The organism is Rhizobacter fulvus (genome assembly GCF_964020785.1).
Window position 1 is genome coordinate 2,088,138 of sequence record NZ_OZ224516.1, and the last position, 16,887, is coordinate 2,105,024.

Sequence of the window (16,887 nt, forward strand, 5' to 3'; positions counted from 1 at the left end):
CGGCAATTCAATCGTCGGCCGGCGCCGTCGCCGGATCGTATTCGAGCGCACGCACGGTATCCCGCATCCACCACAGCATCGCCAGGGCCGGCAGCGCAACGGCGGTCGAGACGAGGAAAAACACCGGCCAGCCGATCGACTCCGCCAGCACGCCGGCCAGCGGCCCGACCCACACCCGGCCGACCGACGCGAACGCGCTGAGCAGCGCGAACTGGGTCGCGGTGAAGCGCTGGTTGCACAGGCTCATCAGGAACGCGAGGAACGCCGCGGTGCCCATGCCGCCGGACAGGTTCTCGGCCGCGATCACCAGCAGCAACCCGCCGTCGACCGGGGTGGCGTGCAGCAGCTTGACGAAGCCCCAGTCGAAGGCCGGGATCGTCAGGCCCGGCAGCACGTCGCGGCCGTTGACGGCGAGCCACCAGAACCCGAGGTTGCTCGCCATCTGCAGCACGCCGAACAGCAGCAGCGCGCGCCACAGGCCCAGCTTCAGCATCAGCGCGCCCCCCAGCAACGCGCCGCCGATCGTCAGCCACAGGCCGATCACCTTGTTGACCACGCCGACCTCGGCGGTGCTGTACTGCATCGCCTGGAGCAGGAACGGCGTCATCAGCGAGCCGGCGAACGCGTCGCCGAGCTTGTAGAGCACGATGAAGGCGAGGAAGGCCGCGGCGCCCGGCTGCGAGAAGTAGCTGCGCAGCCCGCCGAGCAAGGTCTCGAAGCGTGCCGCCCGCGCCGCCCACGCCGCCAGCGGCAGCGTGAACGCGATGCCGAGCATCAGCGCCGCGAGGTCGATCCACTTGCCCTGCAACGCCGTCGGCATCGCACCGCTCGCGAGCCAGCCGCCGAGCAGGCCCTTCGCGATCGGCGGGCCGAACCGGTCGCTCAGGAACACGCCGACCGCCACCGCCGCGAGCACCGCGAGGAAGCCCAGCAGATCGCGGCGCGGCACGCTGGACGGCACCAGCGCGAGCGGCAGGCGCGGCAGCGCGACGGCCGACAGCACCGCCGCGCCGACCATCACGCCGGCCATGAAACGGTAGACCTCGGGCCAGGTCCAGCCCCCGCCCTGCGCCGGATCGACCCAGATGAACGCGATGCCGCCCGACACGATCATCGCGCCCCGGTAGCCGAGCACGAACAGCGACGAGCCCAGGCCACGCTCGCTCGCATGCAGCGCATCGGTGCGGTAGGCGTCGATCACCACGTCCTGCGACGCCGACAGGAACGCCACCAACACCGCGAGCAGCGCGAAGAAGCGGGTCGCGCCGCTCGGCGACGTGGCGGCCATCCACATCAGCGCGCCGGCTAGCAAGAGCTGGGTCAGCACCAGCCAGCCGCGGCGTCGGCCGAGCCACGGCAGCTCGAAGCGGTCCATCAACGGCGCCCACAGGAACTTGAACGTGTACGGCAGGCCGACAAGGCTCAGGAAGCCGATGGTCGCGATGTCGACGCCCGAGACGCTCAGCCACGCCTGCATGGCTTGCCCGGTCAGCGCGAGTGGCAACCCCGACGCGAAGCCGAGCGCCGTGACGACGACGAGCCGGTAGAAGGTGGCGGCACTGAAGCGTGCGGGCGGGTGGACGCTGCTAGAGGTGTCCAAGACGGCGGCATGAAGTCATGGCCGTAGCTTATGCGACCGGCACGCCCGGCCCGCGCCGCGGAACGTCGAACGGTCAACCGTTGGACAACGAAACAGGCGACAGCCACCCCCCGAAACGAGGGCCGCGGCGCACGCATGCCGCGAAAAATGCGAAGCAGTTCTCGAACGAGCTGTGGCGTGCCCCGCGTCTCGGGGGTGCGAGCAAACGTTGCCGAACGCCACACTTCTCTTCACTCGCCGTGCAGTCCTGACGACACGACGAATCGCTTCACCACCGTCATCACACCAAGGAAACCACATGAACTTCTCGCGCAATGTCCTCGGCGCCCTGATCGCCGTTTCGACCCTCGCTGCTTCCGGCTCCAGCTTCGCTGTCAACGCCCCCGTGGCCGACGGATCGTGGGCCTGCGGTGCCGTCACCTTCTCGGCGGCCGCGTCCGACTGCTACGGCTCGATTGCACCGCCGCCGAACGACGACCTGACGCAAGTCAACGCGATCATCGCCGCCGAAGGCTGGGGCGCGCCCTTCAGCATCCAGTACAAGGACAACAGCTCGGCCGTCGGCACGACCACCTCGTTCATCGACGCGGTCGGCCTGTCCAACAGCGGCGGCTACGTGACCTTCGCGCAAGCCTTCTCCAGCCCGCTGGTGCTGACGCTGAAGCTGGGCCAGGCCTGGTCCGCCTATTACTTCGCCGACGGCGTCGCCGCCGGTAACCTGGCCTACACCGTGAACCTGGCCAACACCAGCGGTCTCGGCCTGTCGCACGCGTCGCTGTTCACCAACGTGCCGGCCGTTCCGGAGCCGCAGACCTACGCGCTGATGCTCGCCGGCATGGGCGCCATCGGCTTCATGGCACGTCGCCGCAAGCCGGCGGCCTGAGCTTCGCCAGCATGCGCTCGCCCACGGCGCGGATCGCGCCGTGCGGCGACTGCAGCAACAGTGTGCCGGCCTGCTCGAGATAACGCGGCGTCGCGGTCTCGGGCACCTGGGCCAGCCAGCGCAGGGCCTCGTCGTGCCGGCCGTCCTCGGCCAGCATGCCGGCGTGGCAGAACTGGCCGCGAAAGTCGCCACCTTCGGCGCCGCGGCGGTAGCAGTCGCGTGCCTTCTGCGGGTCCCGCGGCACGACCACACCATCCTCGAAATACCGCCCGAGCTTCGCGAACGCCTTCGCGTAGCCCTGCTCGGCCGCGTCCCGGTACAGCCCGAACGCTTGCGCGTGATCGCGCTTGACGCCCTGCCCCGCGGCCAGCAGGTTCGCGAGGTTGTACTGGGCCTGCGGCAGGTTCGTCCGTGCCGCCAGCCGGTACCAGTGCACCGCCTTGGCGGCATCGGCAGGCGCGCCCCAACCCTGCTCATGGCAGCGGCCCGCCATGTTCATCCCCATCGCGTGGCCGTGGTGCGCCGCGCGCAGGAACCAGTGCAGCGCCTGCGCCGGGTCGCGCACGACGCCGTGGCCGTCGAGACACCATTGGCCGAGCACGGCCTGCGCTTCGGCGTGCCCGAGCCGGGCGGCGGCTGTGACCCAGCCGGCGGCCTGGTCCGGCGCACCGTCGAGCACGGCGCGCCACTGGGCGATGCTGATCGCGGCCAGGTCCTCCGGCGCGACCGGCCGGGCGGGCCAGGGGGCGGCACTTGTCGTCATCGGGCGATTCTCGCCCGCCTCACTTGGCCGGCGCAGCGCCTTGCCGGTAGATCGCCTCGGCCATCGCCAGCAACTGCGCGCGCGGCAGTTCGCCGACCAGCGCGTAGCCGACCGGGCCGCCCTGCGGGCTCGCGCCCTCGACCCAGTAGAACATCCCGAGCGCGCCCTGCTGCTCGTAGCGGAACGCGGCCGGGGTGTCGCGATCCGGCTTGCGCAGGTAGACGGTCACCCGCAGCGGCTTGGCGGCGACACCCGACGCCGCCGGCGCCGCCGCCCGCTCGTACATCAGCTGAGCGCTCGGCCCGGACGCATCCGGCAGCAAGCGGCCGCCGACCAGCTCGAAGCCTTGCGCGCGCAGGTCGAACAACTTCACCGGCACGTCGAGTCGGCGCGTCAGCCAGCGGCTGAGGTGCTCCTCCTGGGCCTTGACCTCGACCGGGTGGCGCACCTCGGGCACGTAGACCGCATGCGCGACCGCCGCGCGCCTGACCCAGGCCGGCTCGCCGGCCCCCGCGGCGGCGAGCGGCTGGCCGGTCGCCTGCACGCGCCACATCGCCCCCGCCCCCAGCAGCCCGCCGAGCGCGAACACCGCGGCAGCCGCGGCCCAGCGCTGCCAGCCCGCGCCGAGCACCCGGCCGCGCTCGCCGCGGCGCCACACCACCTGTTGCAGCGCGGGCGGCACCGGTTCGTCGAGCACGGCACCGAGCCGCGTGCGCATCAGTTCGCGGTCGGCGGCCCACAGGCGCACGCGCGCGGCGTCCTCGGGGTGCGCCTGCAACCATGCCTCGACTTCGGCGTGGCGCTCGGGCGGGAGTTCGCAGTCGAGCCAGGCGTGCAGCGTGAGGTCGTCGATCGGGGCGGAGGTCATGGTGGTTCGTTCGAGGCGCGCGGCATCAGACCACGCGGCGCAGGCCGGGCGCGGTGGCATGCGGCGCACGCCCGTCGAGCAGCGCGCGCAGCGCGACCCGCCCGCGCGAGATGCGCGACATCACGGTGCCGATCGGGATGCGCAGCAGCTCGGCGCATTCGGCGTAGGAGAGTTGTTCGAGCGTGACCAGCAACAGCGGCTCGCGCTGCTCGACAGGCAATTGCTTCAGCGCGGCGACCAGGTCGAGCCGCAGGCCGATGTCCGGCGTCTCGGCGGCATGGCGCTCGTCCAGCCCGGCGTTGCTTGCATCGTGCGGATCGGCGATCGGCAGGCGCGCGTGGCGGCGGCGGTCGTCCATGTAGGCGTTGTGCGCGATGCTGAGGGTCCAGACCAGGATGTCGCGCTGCTGGTCGAACTGGTGCCAGTGGGCGAGCGCGCGCTCCAGCGCGGTCTGCACCAGGTCGTCGGCAGCATGGGTGTCGAACACCAGTGAGCGCGCGTAGCGCCGCAGGCGCGGTATCGCTCCGAGCAGCTGCTGGCGAAAGGCGGCGGGGGCGTGCACGATCGGTATACGCGCGGCGCCGGCGGCTTATTCCGCCGGACGGATCGCGGCTTCGCCGAGGGCCTGCTCGCGGAGGTTGCGGGCGTTGCCGGAGGCCGCGGTCGGCAGGGGAGGCGCCAGGGGGTCCATGCGCCAAAGTGTAGGCCGGCCGGGCGGCGGCGAATCCCGGACAATGCGACCCATGACTCCCCCGCTCCGCGCCGTGGCACCCAGCTTCTCGGCCCGCGACTTCCGCGCCGCGCTCGGCATGTTCGCGACCGGCGTGACGATCGTCACCGCGCGCGGTGCCGACGGCGCGCCGGTCGGGCTGACCGCGAACTCGTTCAACTCCGTCTCGCTCGCGCCGCCGCTGGTGTTGTGGAGCCTCGCCCGCAGCGCCGGCTCGATGCCGCACTTCGAGCGCGGCTCGCATTACGCGATCAACATCCTCGCGGCGGACCAGCATGCGCTGGCCGAGCGCTTCGCCAGCAAGTCGGCGCGGCGCTTCGAGGGCGTGGCGTTCAGCGAGGGCGCGGGCGGCGCGCCGATCCTCGCCGGCTCGGCGGCGGTGTTCGAGTGCTTCAACCGCAGCCGCTACGAAGAGGGCGACCACGTGATCTTCGTCGGCGAGGTGGAGCGCTGCGCGCACCGGACCGACGCGCAGCCGCTGATCTTCCACGGCGGCCGCTACTTCACCGAGCTGCCGATTCAGGGCGGCGACGGGGACGACACGACCTCGCCTTCGAGGTAGTCGTCGAGCGGCCGACGCCCGGCCACGGCCGACGGCGCGCGCGCCCGACCGAGCCGGAACAGCATCTGCGGCTGCTCGCCCACCGCCGGGCCGAGCGTGGCCAGCAGTCGCTTCAGCTCCTGCTGCACCGATGGCGCGACCCAGTCGCCGCCGGCATGCTGGCGTGCCAATGCCGTCGCGGCGGCCATCGGCTGCAGTGCGAGGCCGGCGGCCGCCGCGGCGAGCCACAGCCGCTGGAATGCGCGGCCGGCGCTGAACGCCGTGGCCGCGTCGTCTTCGCCGCGCGCGAGCACGATGCCCAGATGCGGCGACAGCGCCGCGGGCAGGTAGCCGGCGCGCAGCCCGAGCATCGCCGGCGCGCCGACCCACGCGGCGGCGCGCATCGCGCGCCAGTGGCGCAGCGCGCCGAACATCGGCCGGGCCGGCGGCTCCACCTCGAGCGTCGCCGGTGCCAGCCACTCCGGCAGCGTGCCCTCCCAGCCGGCCTCGAAGCGCACCGCGCCGAACAGTTCGGCGTGCAGCGCGCGGCGCTTGAAGCGCTCGGTCTCGGCGAGGCGGATGGCGCGCAATGCGCGGCGGCGTTCGTCGGGTGCGGCCAGCCAGCGGACACGCGCGCCGTCCACGCCAAGCGCCGCCTGGGACAGCGCCGCGAGCGTGGCCGACTCGACCGGCGCACGCGCGTAGAACCGGCGGTTGGTGTGGCGCAGCGCAACTGCGTCGGCCAGCGGATCGAGCGCCCCGATCGACGCCGGCCGCTCGCGCCAGCGCAGCAGCACGACGGCGCCGTCGCGCGCCTGCAGCGACAGCGCGGGCTGGAGCAGCAATCCGTGCCGCGCGGACATCAACGCGATGTTCTCGACGATCGCACCGAACGACATCAGCGTGAGCAGCTCGCGGTGCGGCGCCGCCGCCCAGCTCGCGCGCTCGGTCGGCACCAGGGCGACCTGGTCGCGCTCGACGACGAACCGCAGCTCGTGCTTGTTCTCCGCGGACGGCGCCAGCAGGCCGGCCGCGAGGAGCTCGCGCAGCGTCTGATCCGCGGGTTTCATCGCGTGCTCAGGCGACGCCGCGCCACGTTCATCAGCAAGCGCTGCATCGGATTGCCGTTGCCGCCCGGCCGCCAGGTGTGCTTGAGCCGGTTGCGGTAGGCGTCGAAATGCAGGCCGCGCGGCGCGGCGACGACGGGGCCCCGGCCCAGCACGAGCTTGATCACCTGCGCCGCGGCCAGACCACTGCACAACTGCACCGCGATGACGGTCGACGGGCCGCGGCGGCGTGCGAGGTCGACACGGGACGGGTCGACCAGGTAGCGCAGCTGCAGCATCGCCGGCGACAGGCCGACCAGGAAGCGCAGCGCCTGCTCGTCGTCGGTCTGGTCCTCGAGCCGGAAGTAGTCGTCGAAGCTCATGCCGCCGGGCACGAAGTTCAGCAGCGCCGCACCCATGCCGAGCGGCGCCACCGTGGTCGCCGGCATGCCCATCGCCGCGCAGCGCGCGAAGACCTGGCGCCGGATGTCGAGCGCGAAGAAGTCCAGCCCGTCGAGGTAGGCGTCGCCGTCGGCGAGGAACGCGTCGAGGTTGGACGCGTCGAGGCCCTGGTCGAACACCCGCACGTCGAGGTCGGGGTTGATGTCGCGCGCCATCTCGAGCATCACGTCGACCTTGGGCCGCCCCATCGACGACACGGTGGCGCCGGCCTGACGGTTCATGTTCGCGGGCGCGAAGGTGTCGAAGTCGGCGATGCTGAAGGCACCGACACCCAGCCGCGCGAGCGTCAGCAGGTAGATGCCGCCGACCCCGCCCATGCCGGCGATGCAGACGCGGCTCCGGCGCAATTTCGCCTGCTCGGCTTCGGTGACCCAGCCGAGGTTGCGAGAGAACGCCTCGTCGTAATCGAACGACGCCACCGAACCCGCGTCCCGCACGTTCATGCCGCGGCCGCGCGGCTGCGCTGCGAGCGGAGGAAACACGATGGCGACAGGCGCATGATCAGTCGGCGGTCCGGGGCACTTCGGGGACGGCCAGCTTCCTCCACACCACGCCTCGCGCACGTAGGAATTCGTCCCGCTCACCAGTCGGAATACATGTTGCATTTGCTTGCGGTGTAACGACGGCCCCCGCGTTCACGGGGGGGAGACGGCGGGGTGCGGCGTCGTCCTACAAGAACTTCGATCGTCCCTGGTTGAAATGTGCTGTCCGCGACAAAAGCGGGCCCATCACACACCTTCTCAGGAGAGCGCCATGTCCATGAAAATTTCCTCGACCCGTTTGCCGCTGCTACGCACTGCCGTGGCACTGGCAATCGCCGCTGCCGGCTCGGCGGCGATGGCGGCAGACCCGCCGTCCTTCACGTTCGATCCGGCCGCTGCGGGCCTGACCGGCGACAGCGTCACCGCAAACAATATCCTGATCTCCGACTATTCGAAGGTCACGTTCACCAGCGCGTCGACCTTCACCGAGACCGGCTACCTGGTCATGACCGGCTTCCAGTCGGCCACCGATCCGAAGATCACCGTCCCGGGTCTGGGCATGTACGTGATGTTCACCGCCAGCGGCACCACCGTCGGGACCGACCCGACCGCCGCGGGCACGATCGCGACGTTCAACTCGCTGACCTACACGCTGTACGGCTACAACGACGTCGGCACCGCGACCTTCGGCTTCGATGCCGGCGGCAACGCTGTGGAAACCGCGGCTGGCGAGAAGGTTCTTGCGACCGGCTCGCTGATCTCGGGTGGCGGCTCGACCCTGCCCGACCCGACGACCGGCAAGTTCTACGCTTTCGCCGGCGCCTCGCTGAACTTCGACATCGACGCGACCAACGCCGGCTTCTTCGCCGCGCCGAACCCGTTCTACGACATCGCGCTGACCACGTTCGCGAACACGCCGGACACGGTCACGCCGTTCGAAGGCGGGTTCTACATCACGCAAGGCGGCGGCAAGATCAGCTTCCAGCAGGTGTCGGCCGTCCCCGAGCCCGAGACGTATGCGCTGATGCTGGCGGGCCTCGGTGCCGTCGGCTTCGTCGCTCGTCGCCGCCAGCGCAGCTGACGGTCTGATCCGACGGGTCGCGCGCGGTTTCTCCTACACGCGCGACCCGTCGACTTCAGCGAACATCGGGTTCCGGACCACTCCACCCACCACGATGCAGGCACAAGGCAATTTCAAGCGCGGCACCGCCGTCCCGCTGGCCGCGTTGCGCTCGCCGCGCGCGCAGTGGGTCGAGGCGTTCTCGAGCACGCTGATGGAGCTTCGACCCCATTTGGGGCAACAGCGTACGCGCCGACTGGCGTGCGACCTGTGGGGCGACCTGGGGCACTTCGACCCGGTGATGGCCGCCGAACTCGAATACGAATCGTCGCTCTGCGACGCCTGAGTCCCGCCCTCAGTGGTGCGGTGCGCGCGGCTGCACCGGCCGCGTGAAGAACGACGGCGCCGGCTGATCGTCCAGCAGCGCCCAGTCCGGCTGGGTGCGCCGCAGGCGACCGACGATCGACGCCTCCTCCTTCACCGAAAAGAAATACGGGTACAGCGAGCGTTCGCTCGCGCCGAGTTCCGGTCGCCCGCCGAAGCGGTCGATCTGCTCGTGTGCGTGCGAAAAGCGCAGGCGCATCAGCACCGCCGGCGCGTTGACGCGCCCGTTGTGGCGCGGCTCGCCGATCGCCTCGAACCCCAGCATCCGCTCGTAGTAGCGCACGTGGCGCGGGTTGACCTCGATCACGAGGTCGTCGATGCCCATGATGCGGTGGGCGAAGATGTAGGCGACGTGAAAGAGCGACGCGAGCACGCGCTTGGATTTGACGACGCTGTCCATCGCCAGCTTCGTGAACTCGCACAGCCGGCGACCCTGGGCGCGGATCTGCTCGGTCTCGACCTCGAACAACTCGTCCACATGCAGCCCGTTGGCGGAATCGAACCCGACCGTGATGGTGCCGATGGTCTCGTCGTGCTCGGTGGCGGTGAACGTGATGCGGGTCGGCTGCTGGCTCGTCGGCAGCGGCGTGGTGCGGTAGCCGCGCGCCGAATACATGCGGTTGATCAGCACCGACGCGGAGCTGCGCTGGCCGAACGAGTCGGCACTGCGGATCTTGAACAGCCGGCTGACTTCGTCTTCGCTGCCGGCTTCCGGGCCGAAATCGCTCTGCAGCATCGAGCGCAGCGGCAGGTGCGCCTCGTGCAGCACCCCGATGATCGTGTCGCTTTCCAAGAACTTTCCTCGAATGTCCGGGCGAACCCTGGCGGGTTTCTTTTGCGCGCCCGCGGCGCGACGGCCGACAACCAATCCCTTGGGTGCGGACTTTAACTGCGGTGTACCGGCCCCGCGACGGCCCATGCCGAAAGGGTATGTAACGAGTGCGCGCACCCCGGGGGGAGTTTCCGGGTGGGTCAGTAGCTGCTCCTGAATGCGCTGGCCTTGACCGTGTACATCGACTGGTCGCTGCGATGCAGCAGCGTGCCGACGGTGTCGCCCTCGACCGCGGTCGCCATGCCGATGCTGACCGACGCCTGGAGCCCGGGCGCGATGGCGCTCCAGTCGAACGCCGCGATCGCGGCGCGGATGCGCTCGCAGATTTCGGCCGCGACCTCGGTGTCGGCGTCGTGGAACAGCACCACGAACTCGTCACCGGCCAGGCGGGCGGGGAGGTCGCCCTGTCGCACCGTCCGGGCCATCACGCCGGCGAGCGCACTCAACACGCTGTCCCCGACCTGGTGGGTGTAGGTGTCGTTGACGGCCTTGAAGTGATCGAGGTCGATCATCGCCACGGTCAGCGGCCGGCCGTCACCGGCGGCCCGGGCGAGACGCTCGCTCAATTCCTGCTCGAAGTAGCGCCGGTTCGCGATGCCGGTCAGCGGGTCCTCGAACGACCAGCGCTCGAACTGCTTGGACTCGACCAGCGCGCGCTGCAGGTGGGCCTCGCTCTGGCGCGCGCCGAGCTGCCACTTCACCACCGCCTCGCGGCTGCTGACGCTGTCGCTGCGCATGCGCCGCTCGCGCGAGCGCAGCGCGCGCTGCTCCTGCTGCGCGGCGGGAAACTTGCCCTGCTGCTCAAATACCTGGATGAGCAGCAGATGGGCCATGCAGGCGAGCTGCTCGTGCTCGACCGCGAGACCCAGCTCCTTCATCTCGCGCAGCGCGATCTCGGCGCTACTCCAGTCCGATTGCAGCCACGCCAGCTCGGCGAGGACCCAATGGACGACCGCATCCAGCCAGGTGACGATGCCGCCCAGCGAGCGGACCGCCAGCTCGGCCTCGCGGCGCGCCGCAGGCACGTCGCGGCGCCAGGCGGCCAGCAGCGCCCCCAGCACGAGGGACACCGTGCGGGCGGCCGGCATCAGGCCGGGCAGCACGGTGGCGCCGGCGCCTTCGCCCTCGAGCGCGCGGCACTCCTCGACCAGGCTGGCCAGGCGGGTCAGGCTGCCGATCTCGCCCTTCTCGTAGCGCTCGTCGGCCAGGCGTGCCGCCTCGATCCACGCCTGGTTCAAGCGCGGCTGGTAGGCGCTGACCGGCGGGTCGCACAGGGCGGCGACCTCGACTGCGAACGCCAGTGCCGCGTTGGCGCGGTCGTAGTTGCCGCTCCATCCATAGGCAATGCCCAGGCCGTTGTAGGCCAGCACGGCCTGGGGCGTCGGCGTGTCGGGGTTGCACAGGCGCACGCACAGGATCGCGGCCTCGACGGCCTCGTCGTTGCGGCCGAGCAGCATGGCGACGTGTGCGAGCGTGGTCAGCGCGCCGGCCTCGCCCTCGACGTCGCCCAGGCGCTGAAACACCTGCGCGGCGCGTCGGCTGGTCTCTCCGGCGCGGCGCAGGCGCGAGTCGATCCGGTCGGCATGCGCGAGGCAGTTCAGGGCTTGCGCTTCGCCGTGCAGATCCGCACGCGCCTTGGCGGCGATCAGCGCCGACTGGCCGATGTTGCGCGCCTTCTGCGCATCCCCAGCGTCCAGAGCCCGCCAGGCGTCCGCCAAACCGCCAAGCGCGCTGTCCTCGAACGGCTGGGCGGCAGCAGCAGGGTCAGGAGGCACCGACAGGATGCTGCGGCGAGAGCTCGACTTGGTGCGCACGTTGTCCCCGGTTCGACCGATGCGGCGCGATCCCGCATCCAGCCTGTCGCAGGACTGTAATGAGCGCGCCGGCGCCGCAACGTCGGAAGCCGCGGGCAGCCGGCGTAGGACAGCACCTGCCCGCCGTCGCGCCAGGTCGCGTCAGGCGTCGGCGCGCCGCTTCGCGAACGCGACGAACCAGGCGACGCAGCCGGCATTGGCCATCGCGTCGAGCTTGAACACCTGCTCGGCGGGCGTGCCCATCAGCAGCTTCTTGACTGGCAGCTCCGCGCTTGCCGTCGGCATCGCCCCAGAAGTACAGCGGCATCGACGGCATCGGCTTGGCGCACACCAGCTCGCCGACCTCGTCGATCAGGTCGCGGCCCTGCTCGTCCCAGGCGTGCACGGCCGCGCCGAGACAGCGGCACTGCATCTCGCCGATCACGGTCGGCAGGGTCGGCAGGCCGGCGACGAACGCGCCGGCGAAATCGGTGCCGCCGGAGATCGGCGTCAGCCAGATGTCATGGCCGTCGACCTTCGGCATCTGGTCGTAGACCCACTGGTACGAATCGACCGACAGCGGCGAGCCGGTCGACCCCACCGCGCGCAGTGCCGACAGGTCAGCCACCTTCGCCGGCTCGATGCCGGCCTTCAGGCAGTTGGCATAGAACGCCGCGCCGGCGCCGAAGAAGGTCACCCCCGCGTCGGCCGCGAAGCGCCACAGCGTGTTCAGGTCGGGCGCCTTGATCGCGCCGCCCGGGTTGCCGTCGTACACGCAGATCGTGGTGCCGCCGAGCAAAGCGCCGACCTGCGAGTTCCACATGATCCAGCCGGTCGCGCTGTACCAGTGGTAGCGGTCGCCGCCGAGCGCGCTCGGGCCGACGTCGTTGTGCAGCGCGCCGGCCTTGAGCGCCTCGATCATCACGCCGCCGTGGCCGTGAACGATCGGCTTGGGCAGACCGGTGGTGCCACTGGAGTAGACGACCCACAGCGGGTGGTCGAACGGCAGCCACACGGGCGCGAACGGCAGGTCGACGGCGCAGGCCGCGGCGAAGTCGTGCACCGCGCGCCGCGGGCCGGCGAGTGCGGCCGCGTCGGCGGCTTCGTCCTGGTATTTCAGCAGCAGCACGTGGTGCACGCTGGGCAGTTCGTCGAGCAGGCCGCGCAGCACGGCGAGGCGGTCGTGCGCGACGCCGCCGTAGGTGTAGCCGTCGACCGCGATCAGCACCTTCGGCTCGATCTGGCGGAAGCGGTCCAGCACCGCGACCGGCCCCATGTCCGGCGAGCAGACCGACCAGATCGCGCCGAGGCTGGCGCAGGCCAGGAACGCGACGATGGTCTGCGGGATGTTCGGCATGAACGCGCCGACCCGGTCGCCGCGCTGCACGCCGAGCGCCTGCAGCCGCGCGGCGAGCGACGCGACCTGGCGGCGCAGCTCGGGCCAGGCGATCTCCTGCAGCTCGCCGCGCGCGCGCATCGCCTCGTTCTGGAACACGATGGCCGGGTGCCCGGCCGCATGCGCCGCGTCGGCATGCGAGAACAGGTGCTGCGCGTAGTTGACCTGCGCGCCGACGAACCAGCGCGCGCCGGGCATGACCTCGGCCTCGAGCACGGTGCCGTACGGCGTCGGCGACTGCATGCCGAAGTGCTCCCAGATCGAGCCCCAGAACGCGCGCAGGTCGGTGACCGACCAGCGCCACAGCGCGTCGTAGCCTTCGGTCGTCGCCGGGTCGAAATGCAGGCCGCGCTCGCGCGCGAGCCAGTCGGTGTAGCGGGTGATGTGGTGAATGCGGGGCGAGGTCATGCGGCCATTGTGCAAGCCGCCGACCGGTCGTCAACGAGACAAACGCTCACGCAGCGGGCCGTCGACCTCCGCGAACATCCACGACTCGCGGCGGAACAGCCCCTCGCGCCAGCCGGTGATCCACGGTTGGGTCAGGTCGGTGTAGACGCGGTGCACGTGCATCTTGTAGGGCATGTAGGCGGTGACGAGCTTGGCCGCCTCGAGGAAGAGCGCGGCGCGCTCGGGGCCGTCGGGCAGCACCAGCATGCGCCGGTAGATCGCGTCAAACGCGGGCAGCTTGAAGCGCGCCAGGTTGCCGCTGCCGATCGACGGGCCATACATGTATTCGAGGCCGGCCTGCGCGTCCTCGCCGAGCGTGGAGCCGAGGCCCCACATCTGCAGCTTGCCCGCGCGCGCGGCCTTGAAGTTCTCGGGCCACTGCGCGGTGTCGAACACGACCCGCACGCCGACCGACGCCATGCTCTTCTGCCAGTTCTCGTCGAGCTGCCGCTCGATGTTCGAGGTCTGCGTCGCCATGTGCAGCACCAGCGGCGAGCCGTCCGGTTGCTCGCGCCAGCCATCGCCGTTGCGATCGACGTAGCCGTACAGATCGAGCAGTGCCTTGGCGCGCGCCGGGTCGTGCTGGCTCTGCTCGGTACGGAACGCGGCGTCGTAGCCGTAGGTCCCGGGCGGCATCGGCGCCTGCGCCGCGATCGCGCTGCCGCGTCGCACGATCCTGATCTCGCGATCGATGTTGTACGACAGGCCGATCGCCCGCCGCAGCGCAACCTTGTCGGGCGTGTAGCCGCCGACGACCGGGTCCTCCATGTTGAACCAGGAGACCGTGAAATCGGGATTCACGTATTTGCGCGCCCGGATGCCACGCTTCACGAGGTTGGGCGCCAGCGTGCCGGCGGGCGCCGCGAAGTTGGTGAACTCGGGCGGCACGCGCACGTAGTCGACGCGCCCTTGCAGGAACGACAGCCAGCGCGCCTGGCCCTCTTCGAGCACCGAGATCTCGACGCCGTCGTTCAGCGGCAGGCGGCGACCCTTGAAACGCGCCAGCCAGGCCTGTCCCTGGACGTCGTCCGCGGCCGGCTCACCGTCGTACAGCACTTCACGGAAGGTCGGGTTGCGTTCGAGCACGATGCGCGAGCTGCGCCGCCAGCTCTTCAACCGGTACGGCCCGGTGCCGACCGGGTGCGCCATGATCTCGTCGCCGTAATGCTCGACGACCTCGCGCGCCACCGCGCCCATGATCGACGACGCGCACAGCCCGGCGACGAAGCGTGGCCGCGACTCCGGGAGCCGGAACTGCAGCGTGTAGCGGTCGAGTGCGCGCAGGCCCGGCACCGGCGTGTCGTAGTCGAACGGCTTCTTCTGGCGCAGCGCGGCCTCGCGCAGTTCCGCCAGCCCGAGCGGCGCGTCCTCTTCCAACGTCGACAGGCTGGGGCTCTTCGTCGCCGGGTCGTACATGCGCTTGATCGAGTAGACGTAATCCTCGGCGACGAGCTCGCGCCGCCGGCCCTTGAACGCCGGGTCGTCGGCGAAGAAGATGCCGGGCTTGAGCCGGATCGTCCAGACGCGGTAGTCGTCGGTCACCTCGGGCAGTGCGGCCGCGGTGAGCGGCTTGACCTTGACCGGCATCGCGAGCCAGTCGTAGCGGTAGAGCGACTCGAAGATGTGCGCGGTGACCCGAGCCGAATAGAGGTCCGCAATCTGCGCCGGGTCGAAGCCCGTCTCGGCCGACTCGAACGGTACGCGCAGGATGTTCTCGCCGATGGTGTCGGGTTCGGCCGCGTTCGCCCACGACGGCAGCGCCAGCCCGCCGAGCATCGCAGCCGACCAGCTGCGGCGGTCGATCACCGGGCCACCCGCTTCGTGTTGTCGATGTCCACGTACTGCCACCAATCCTTCCAGAACACCGGCCGGCGATAGCCGATCAGCTGCGGCTGGGTCATGTCGAGCGACACCCGGGTCAACGTGAACTTGTACGGCATGTAGGCGATCGCCAGGCGCTCGATCTCGCGGAAGGTCGCTTGCCGCTCGGCGCCGTCGGGCAGCGTCTGCAGCCGGTCGTAGAGCACATCGACCTCGGGCAGCTTGAAACGCGCAAGGTTCTGGCCACCGGCCTGGCGACCGTCGTAGCGGGCGAACGATCCGCCCGCATCCGGCGCGGTCGAGATCGAGCCGAGGAACCACATCTGCAGCTTGCCGGCGCGCGCCGCCTTCAGGTTCTCGGGCCACTGCGCCGTCAGCAGCTGCACGCGGATGCCCAGCGCCTTCATGTTCTTGTTCATCACCTCGGCGATCTTGCGGTCGCGCTGCACCGGCGTGGTCGAGACGCGCAGCAGCAGTGGCGCGCCGTCGGGCAGCTCGCGCCAGCCGTCGCCGTCGCGGTCCGCGTAGCCGTACAGGTCGAGCAGCGCTCGCGCGCGCGCCGGGTCGTAGTCGCTGAACTCGGTCTTGAGCAACGGGTCGTAGGCGCTGGTGAACGGCAGGGTCGGGCCCTGCGAGTAGGTGCCCAGGCCGTTGAAGGCGTAGTCGATCACGTTCTTCGCGTCGATGCCGAGCGCGATCGCGCGGCGCAGCGCGACCTTCTCCGGCGTGTAGCCGCCGACGGTCGCGTCCTCCATGTTGAAGTAGTAGTAGTTGCCGGCCGACTCGACGATCGGAAATCCGCGGATGCCGCGCTTCGCGAGGTTCGGCGCGACCTTGCCGTTCGGCATCGCCTGCGGTGCGAACTGGTAGCCCACGCGGTACGCAAGATCGGCCTCGCCGTTGACGTAGGCGAGCCAGCGCGGCTGCTCTTCCTCGACGATCGAGATCTCGACGCGATCGACCAGCGGCAGGCGCCGGCCCTTGTACTTTGCGAGCAGCGCCTGGCCTTCGGTGTCGTCGGCGGCGGGCGCCGCGTCGTACAGCACCTCGCGGAAATCGGGGTTGCGCTCGAACGCGATGAACGAGCTGCGCCGCCACTGCGCGAGCTTGAACGGCCCGGTACCGACCGGGTGCGCATCGAACCGATCGCCATAGAACTCGACCACCTCGCGCGCGACGGCGCCGAACAGGTCGCCGCCGGCCAGGCTCTCGTTGTAGCGCGGGCGCGGCTCCTTCAGCGTGATGCGCAGCGTGTAGCGGTCGAGCGCGCGCAGGCCCTCGATCTCGCGGTCGTAGTCGAACGGCGTCCGGTTCTTCAGCGACTGCGCGCGGAGCTCGGCCAATCCGACGATGCCGTCGGCCTCGACGCCGCCCCAGCTCGGGCTCTTGCTGGCCGGATCGGCGAAGCGCTTGATCGAGTAGACGTAGTCCTGGGCAACCAGCTCGCGCTTCTGACCCTTGAAGGCAGGATCGTCGGCGAAGTAGATGCCGGGGCGCAGCCTGATCGTCCAGACCTTGAAATCATCGCTGACCTCGGGCAGCGCGCGCGCGGTCCACGGCTTGATCTTCACCGGCCGCGCGAGGTGGTCGTAGGCGAACAAGCCGTCGTAGACGTTGCCGATGACCTGCTTGGAATAGAAGTCGTTGGTCTTGGCCGGATCCAGGCTCGACTCGGCGACTTCGAACGCGTAGCGCAGCACCTTCAGCGGCTCGGCGCGCGCGCCCGCTGCCCCGGCCAGCACGGCGACGATGCAGAGGAACCGGCGCAGCCTCATGCTT

The 16,887-nt window shown here is 70.5% G+C and carries 15 protein-coding genes; 4 read left to right on the forward strand and 11 right to left on the reverse strand.

The features are described from left to right. Window positions 1-7 precede the first annotated feature (7 nt). Complete coding sequence (locus ACWH49_RS09910; protein WP_448171310.1) at window positions 8-1,600, reverse strand: AmpG family muropeptide MFS transporter; 1,593 nt, start codon at window positions 1,598-1,600, stop codon at window positions 8-10. Between the two features lie 298 nt (window positions 1,601-1,898). Here ACWH49_RS09910 and ACWH49_RS09915 point away from each other — a divergent pair, with 298 nt between their 5' ends. Beyond that, entirely contained in the window at window positions 1,899-2,483 is a 585-nt protein-coding gene (locus ACWH49_RS09915) for a PEP-CTERM sorting domain-containing protein (protein ID WP_448171311.1), read from the forward strand. On the opposite strand, the gene ACWH49_RS09920 is transcribed toward ACWH49_RS09915, so the two are convergent. The 3 genes from ACWH49_RS09920 to ACWH49_RS09930 are packed head-to-tail and all read right to left on the reverse strand — an operon-like array spanning window position 2,452 to window position 4,676. Further along, window positions 2,452-3,246 carry a tetratricopeptide repeat protein gene (locus ACWH49_RS09920; RefSeq protein ID WP_448171312.1) on the reverse strand — a complete coding sequence of 265 codons (795 nt, stop codon included), beginning with the start codon at window positions 3,244-3,246 and terminating at the stop codon, window positions 2,452-2,454. The genes ACWH49_RS09915 and ACWH49_RS09920 overlap by 32 nt on opposite strands. Window positions 3,247-3,265: 19 nt before the next feature. Then, window positions 3,266-4,114 (reverse strand): anti-sigma factor family protein, encoded by an 849-nt coding sequence (locus ACWH49_RS09925; protein ID WP_448171313.1) that lies wholly within the window; start codon window positions 4,112-4,114, stop codon window positions 3,266-3,268. Window positions 4,115-4,139: 25 nt separating this feature from the next. After that, window positions 4,140-4,676: a sigma-70 family RNA polymerase sigma factor gene (locus tag ACWH49_RS09930; protein ID WP_448171314.1), complete on the reverse strand. Its 537-nt coding sequence runs from the start codon at window positions 4,674-4,676 to the stop codon at window positions 4,140-4,142. A 181-nt stretch (window positions 4,677-4,857) separates the two neighbouring features. Here ACWH49_RS09930 and ACWH49_RS09935 point away from each other — a divergent pair, with 181 nt between their 5' ends. Beyond that, on the forward strand, window positions 4,858-5,406 hold the full coding sequence (locus ACWH49_RS09935) for a flavin reductase family protein (RefSeq protein WP_448171315.1): 549 nt from the start codon (window positions 4,858-4,860) through the stop codon (window positions 5,404-5,406). Here the strand turns inward: ACWH49_RS09935 and ACWH49_RS09940 are convergent. Together ACWH49_RS09940 and ACWH49_RS09945 are read right to left on the reverse strand one after the other, a co-directional pair. Continuing rightward, window positions 5,364-6,455, reverse strand: coding sequence for a hypothetical protein (locus tag ACWH49_RS09940; protein ID WP_448171316.1), 1,092 nt, complete (start codon window positions 6,453-6,455; stop codon window positions 5,364-5,366). The two genes, ACWH49_RS09935 and ACWH49_RS09940, sit on opposite strands and share 43 nt — an antisense overlap. Then, window positions 6,452-7,375 carry a ThiF family adenylyltransferase gene (locus tag ACWH49_RS09945; RefSeq protein ID WP_448171317.1) on the reverse strand — a complete coding sequence of 308 codons (924 nt, stop codon included), beginning with the start codon at window positions 7,373-7,375 and terminating at the stop codon, window positions 6,452-6,454. Before ACWH49_RS09945 ends, ACWH49_RS09940 begins: the two co-directional genes overlap by 4 nt. A 271-nt stretch (window positions 7,376-7,646) precedes the next feature. Here ACWH49_RS09945 and pepA point away from each other — a divergent pair, with 271 nt between their 5' ends. Both pepA and ACWH49_RS09955 read left to right on the forward strand, forming a co-directional pair. After that, window positions 7,647-8,456, forward strand: a complete 810-nt coding sequence (pepA, locus tag ACWH49_RS09950) for a flocculation-associated PEP-CTERM protein PepA (protein ID WP_448171318.1) — start codon at window positions 7,647-7,649, stop codon at window positions 8,454-8,456. Between the two features lie 94 nt (window positions 8,457-8,550). Continuing rightward, window positions 8,551-8,781, forward strand: coding sequence for a hypothetical protein (locus tag ACWH49_RS09955; RefSeq protein ID WP_448171319.1), 231 nt, complete (start codon window positions 8,551-8,553; stop codon window positions 8,779-8,781). Window positions 8,782-8,790: 9 nt separating this feature from the next. Here the strand turns inward: ACWH49_RS09955 and ACWH49_RS09960 are convergent, their stop codons facing one another. The 5 genes from ACWH49_RS09960 to ACWH49_RS09980 form a co-directional block, all read right to left on the reverse strand. Further along, on the reverse strand, window positions 8,791-9,612 hold the full coding sequence (locus ACWH49_RS09960; RefSeq protein ID WP_448171320.1) for an N-acyl amino acid synthase FeeM domain-containing protein: 822 nt from the start codon (window positions 9,610-9,612) through the stop codon (window positions 8,791-8,793). A gap of 179 nt (window positions 9,613-9,791) precedes the next feature. Beyond that, on the reverse strand, window positions 9,792-11,426 hold the full coding sequence (locus tag ACWH49_RS09965) for a diguanylate cyclase (RefSeq protein WP_448171321.1): 1,635 nt from the start codon (window positions 11,424-11,426) through the stop codon (window positions 9,792-9,794). Next, window positions 11,416-13,248 carry an acetoacetate--CoA ligase gene (locus ACWH49_RS09970; RefSeq protein ID WP_448171322.1) on the reverse strand — a complete coding sequence of 611 codons (1,833 nt, stop codon included), beginning with the start codon at window positions 13,246-13,248 and terminating at the stop codon, window positions 11,416-11,418. Before ACWH49_RS09970 ends, ACWH49_RS09965 begins: the two co-directional genes overlap by 11 nt. A 30-nt stretch (window positions 13,249-13,278) precedes the next feature. Beyond that, a complete protein-coding gene (locus tag ACWH49_RS09975; RefSeq protein ID WP_448171323.1) occupies window positions 13,279-15,093 on the reverse strand; it encodes an ABC transporter substrate-binding protein in 1,815 nt (604 codons plus the stop codon). Next, window positions 15,090-16,883, reverse strand: coding sequence for an ABC transporter substrate-binding protein (locus ACWH49_RS09980; RefSeq protein WP_448171324.1), 1,794 nt, complete (start codon window positions 16,881-16,883; stop codon window positions 15,090-15,092). Before ACWH49_RS09980 ends, ACWH49_RS09975 begins: the two co-directional genes overlap by 4 nt. Window positions 16,884-16,887: the final 4 nt, after the last annotated feature.

What these genes read in the sequence shown, in the direction of transcription:
- ACWH49_RS09915 (WP_448171311.1), top strand. Translation starts at nt 1,899, where the DNA reads ATGAACTTCTCGCGCAATGTCCTCGGCGCCCTGATCGCCGTTTCGACC.
- ACWH49_RS09920 (WP_448171312.1), bottom strand. Translation starts at nt 3,246, where the DNA reads ATGACGACAAGTGCCGCCCCCTGGCCCGCCCGGCCGGTCGCGCCGGAG.
- ACWH49_RS09925 (WP_448171313.1), bottom strand. Translation starts at nt 4,114, where the DNA reads ATGACCTCCGCCCCGATCGACGACCTCACGCTGCACGCCTGGCTCGAC.
- ACWH49_RS09935 (WP_448171315.1), top strand. Translation starts at nt 4,858, where the DNA reads ATGACTCCCCCGCTCCGCGCCGTGGCACCCAGCTTCTCGGCCCGCGAC.
- ACWH49_RS09940 (WP_448171316.1), bottom strand. Translation starts at nt 6,455, where the DNA reads ATGAAACCCGCGGATCAGACGCTGCGCGAGCTCCTCGCGGCCGGCCTG.
- pepA (WP_448171318.1), top strand. Translation starts at nt 7,647, where the DNA reads ATGTCCATGAAAATTTCCTCGACCCGTTTGCCGCTGCTACGCACTGCC.
- ACWH49_RS09955 (WP_448171319.1), top strand. Translation starts at nt 8,551, where the DNA reads ATGCAGGCACAAGGCAATTTCAAGCGCGGCACCGCCGTCCCGCTGGCC.
- ACWH49_RS09970 (WP_448171322.1), bottom strand. Translation starts at nt 13,248, where the DNA reads ATGACCTCGCCCCGCATTCACCACATCACCCGCTACACCGACTGGCTC.
- ACWH49_RS09980 (WP_448171324.1), bottom strand. Translation starts at nt 16,883, where the DNA reads ATGAGGCTGCGCCGGTTCCTCTGCATCGTCGCCGTGCTGGCCGGGGCA.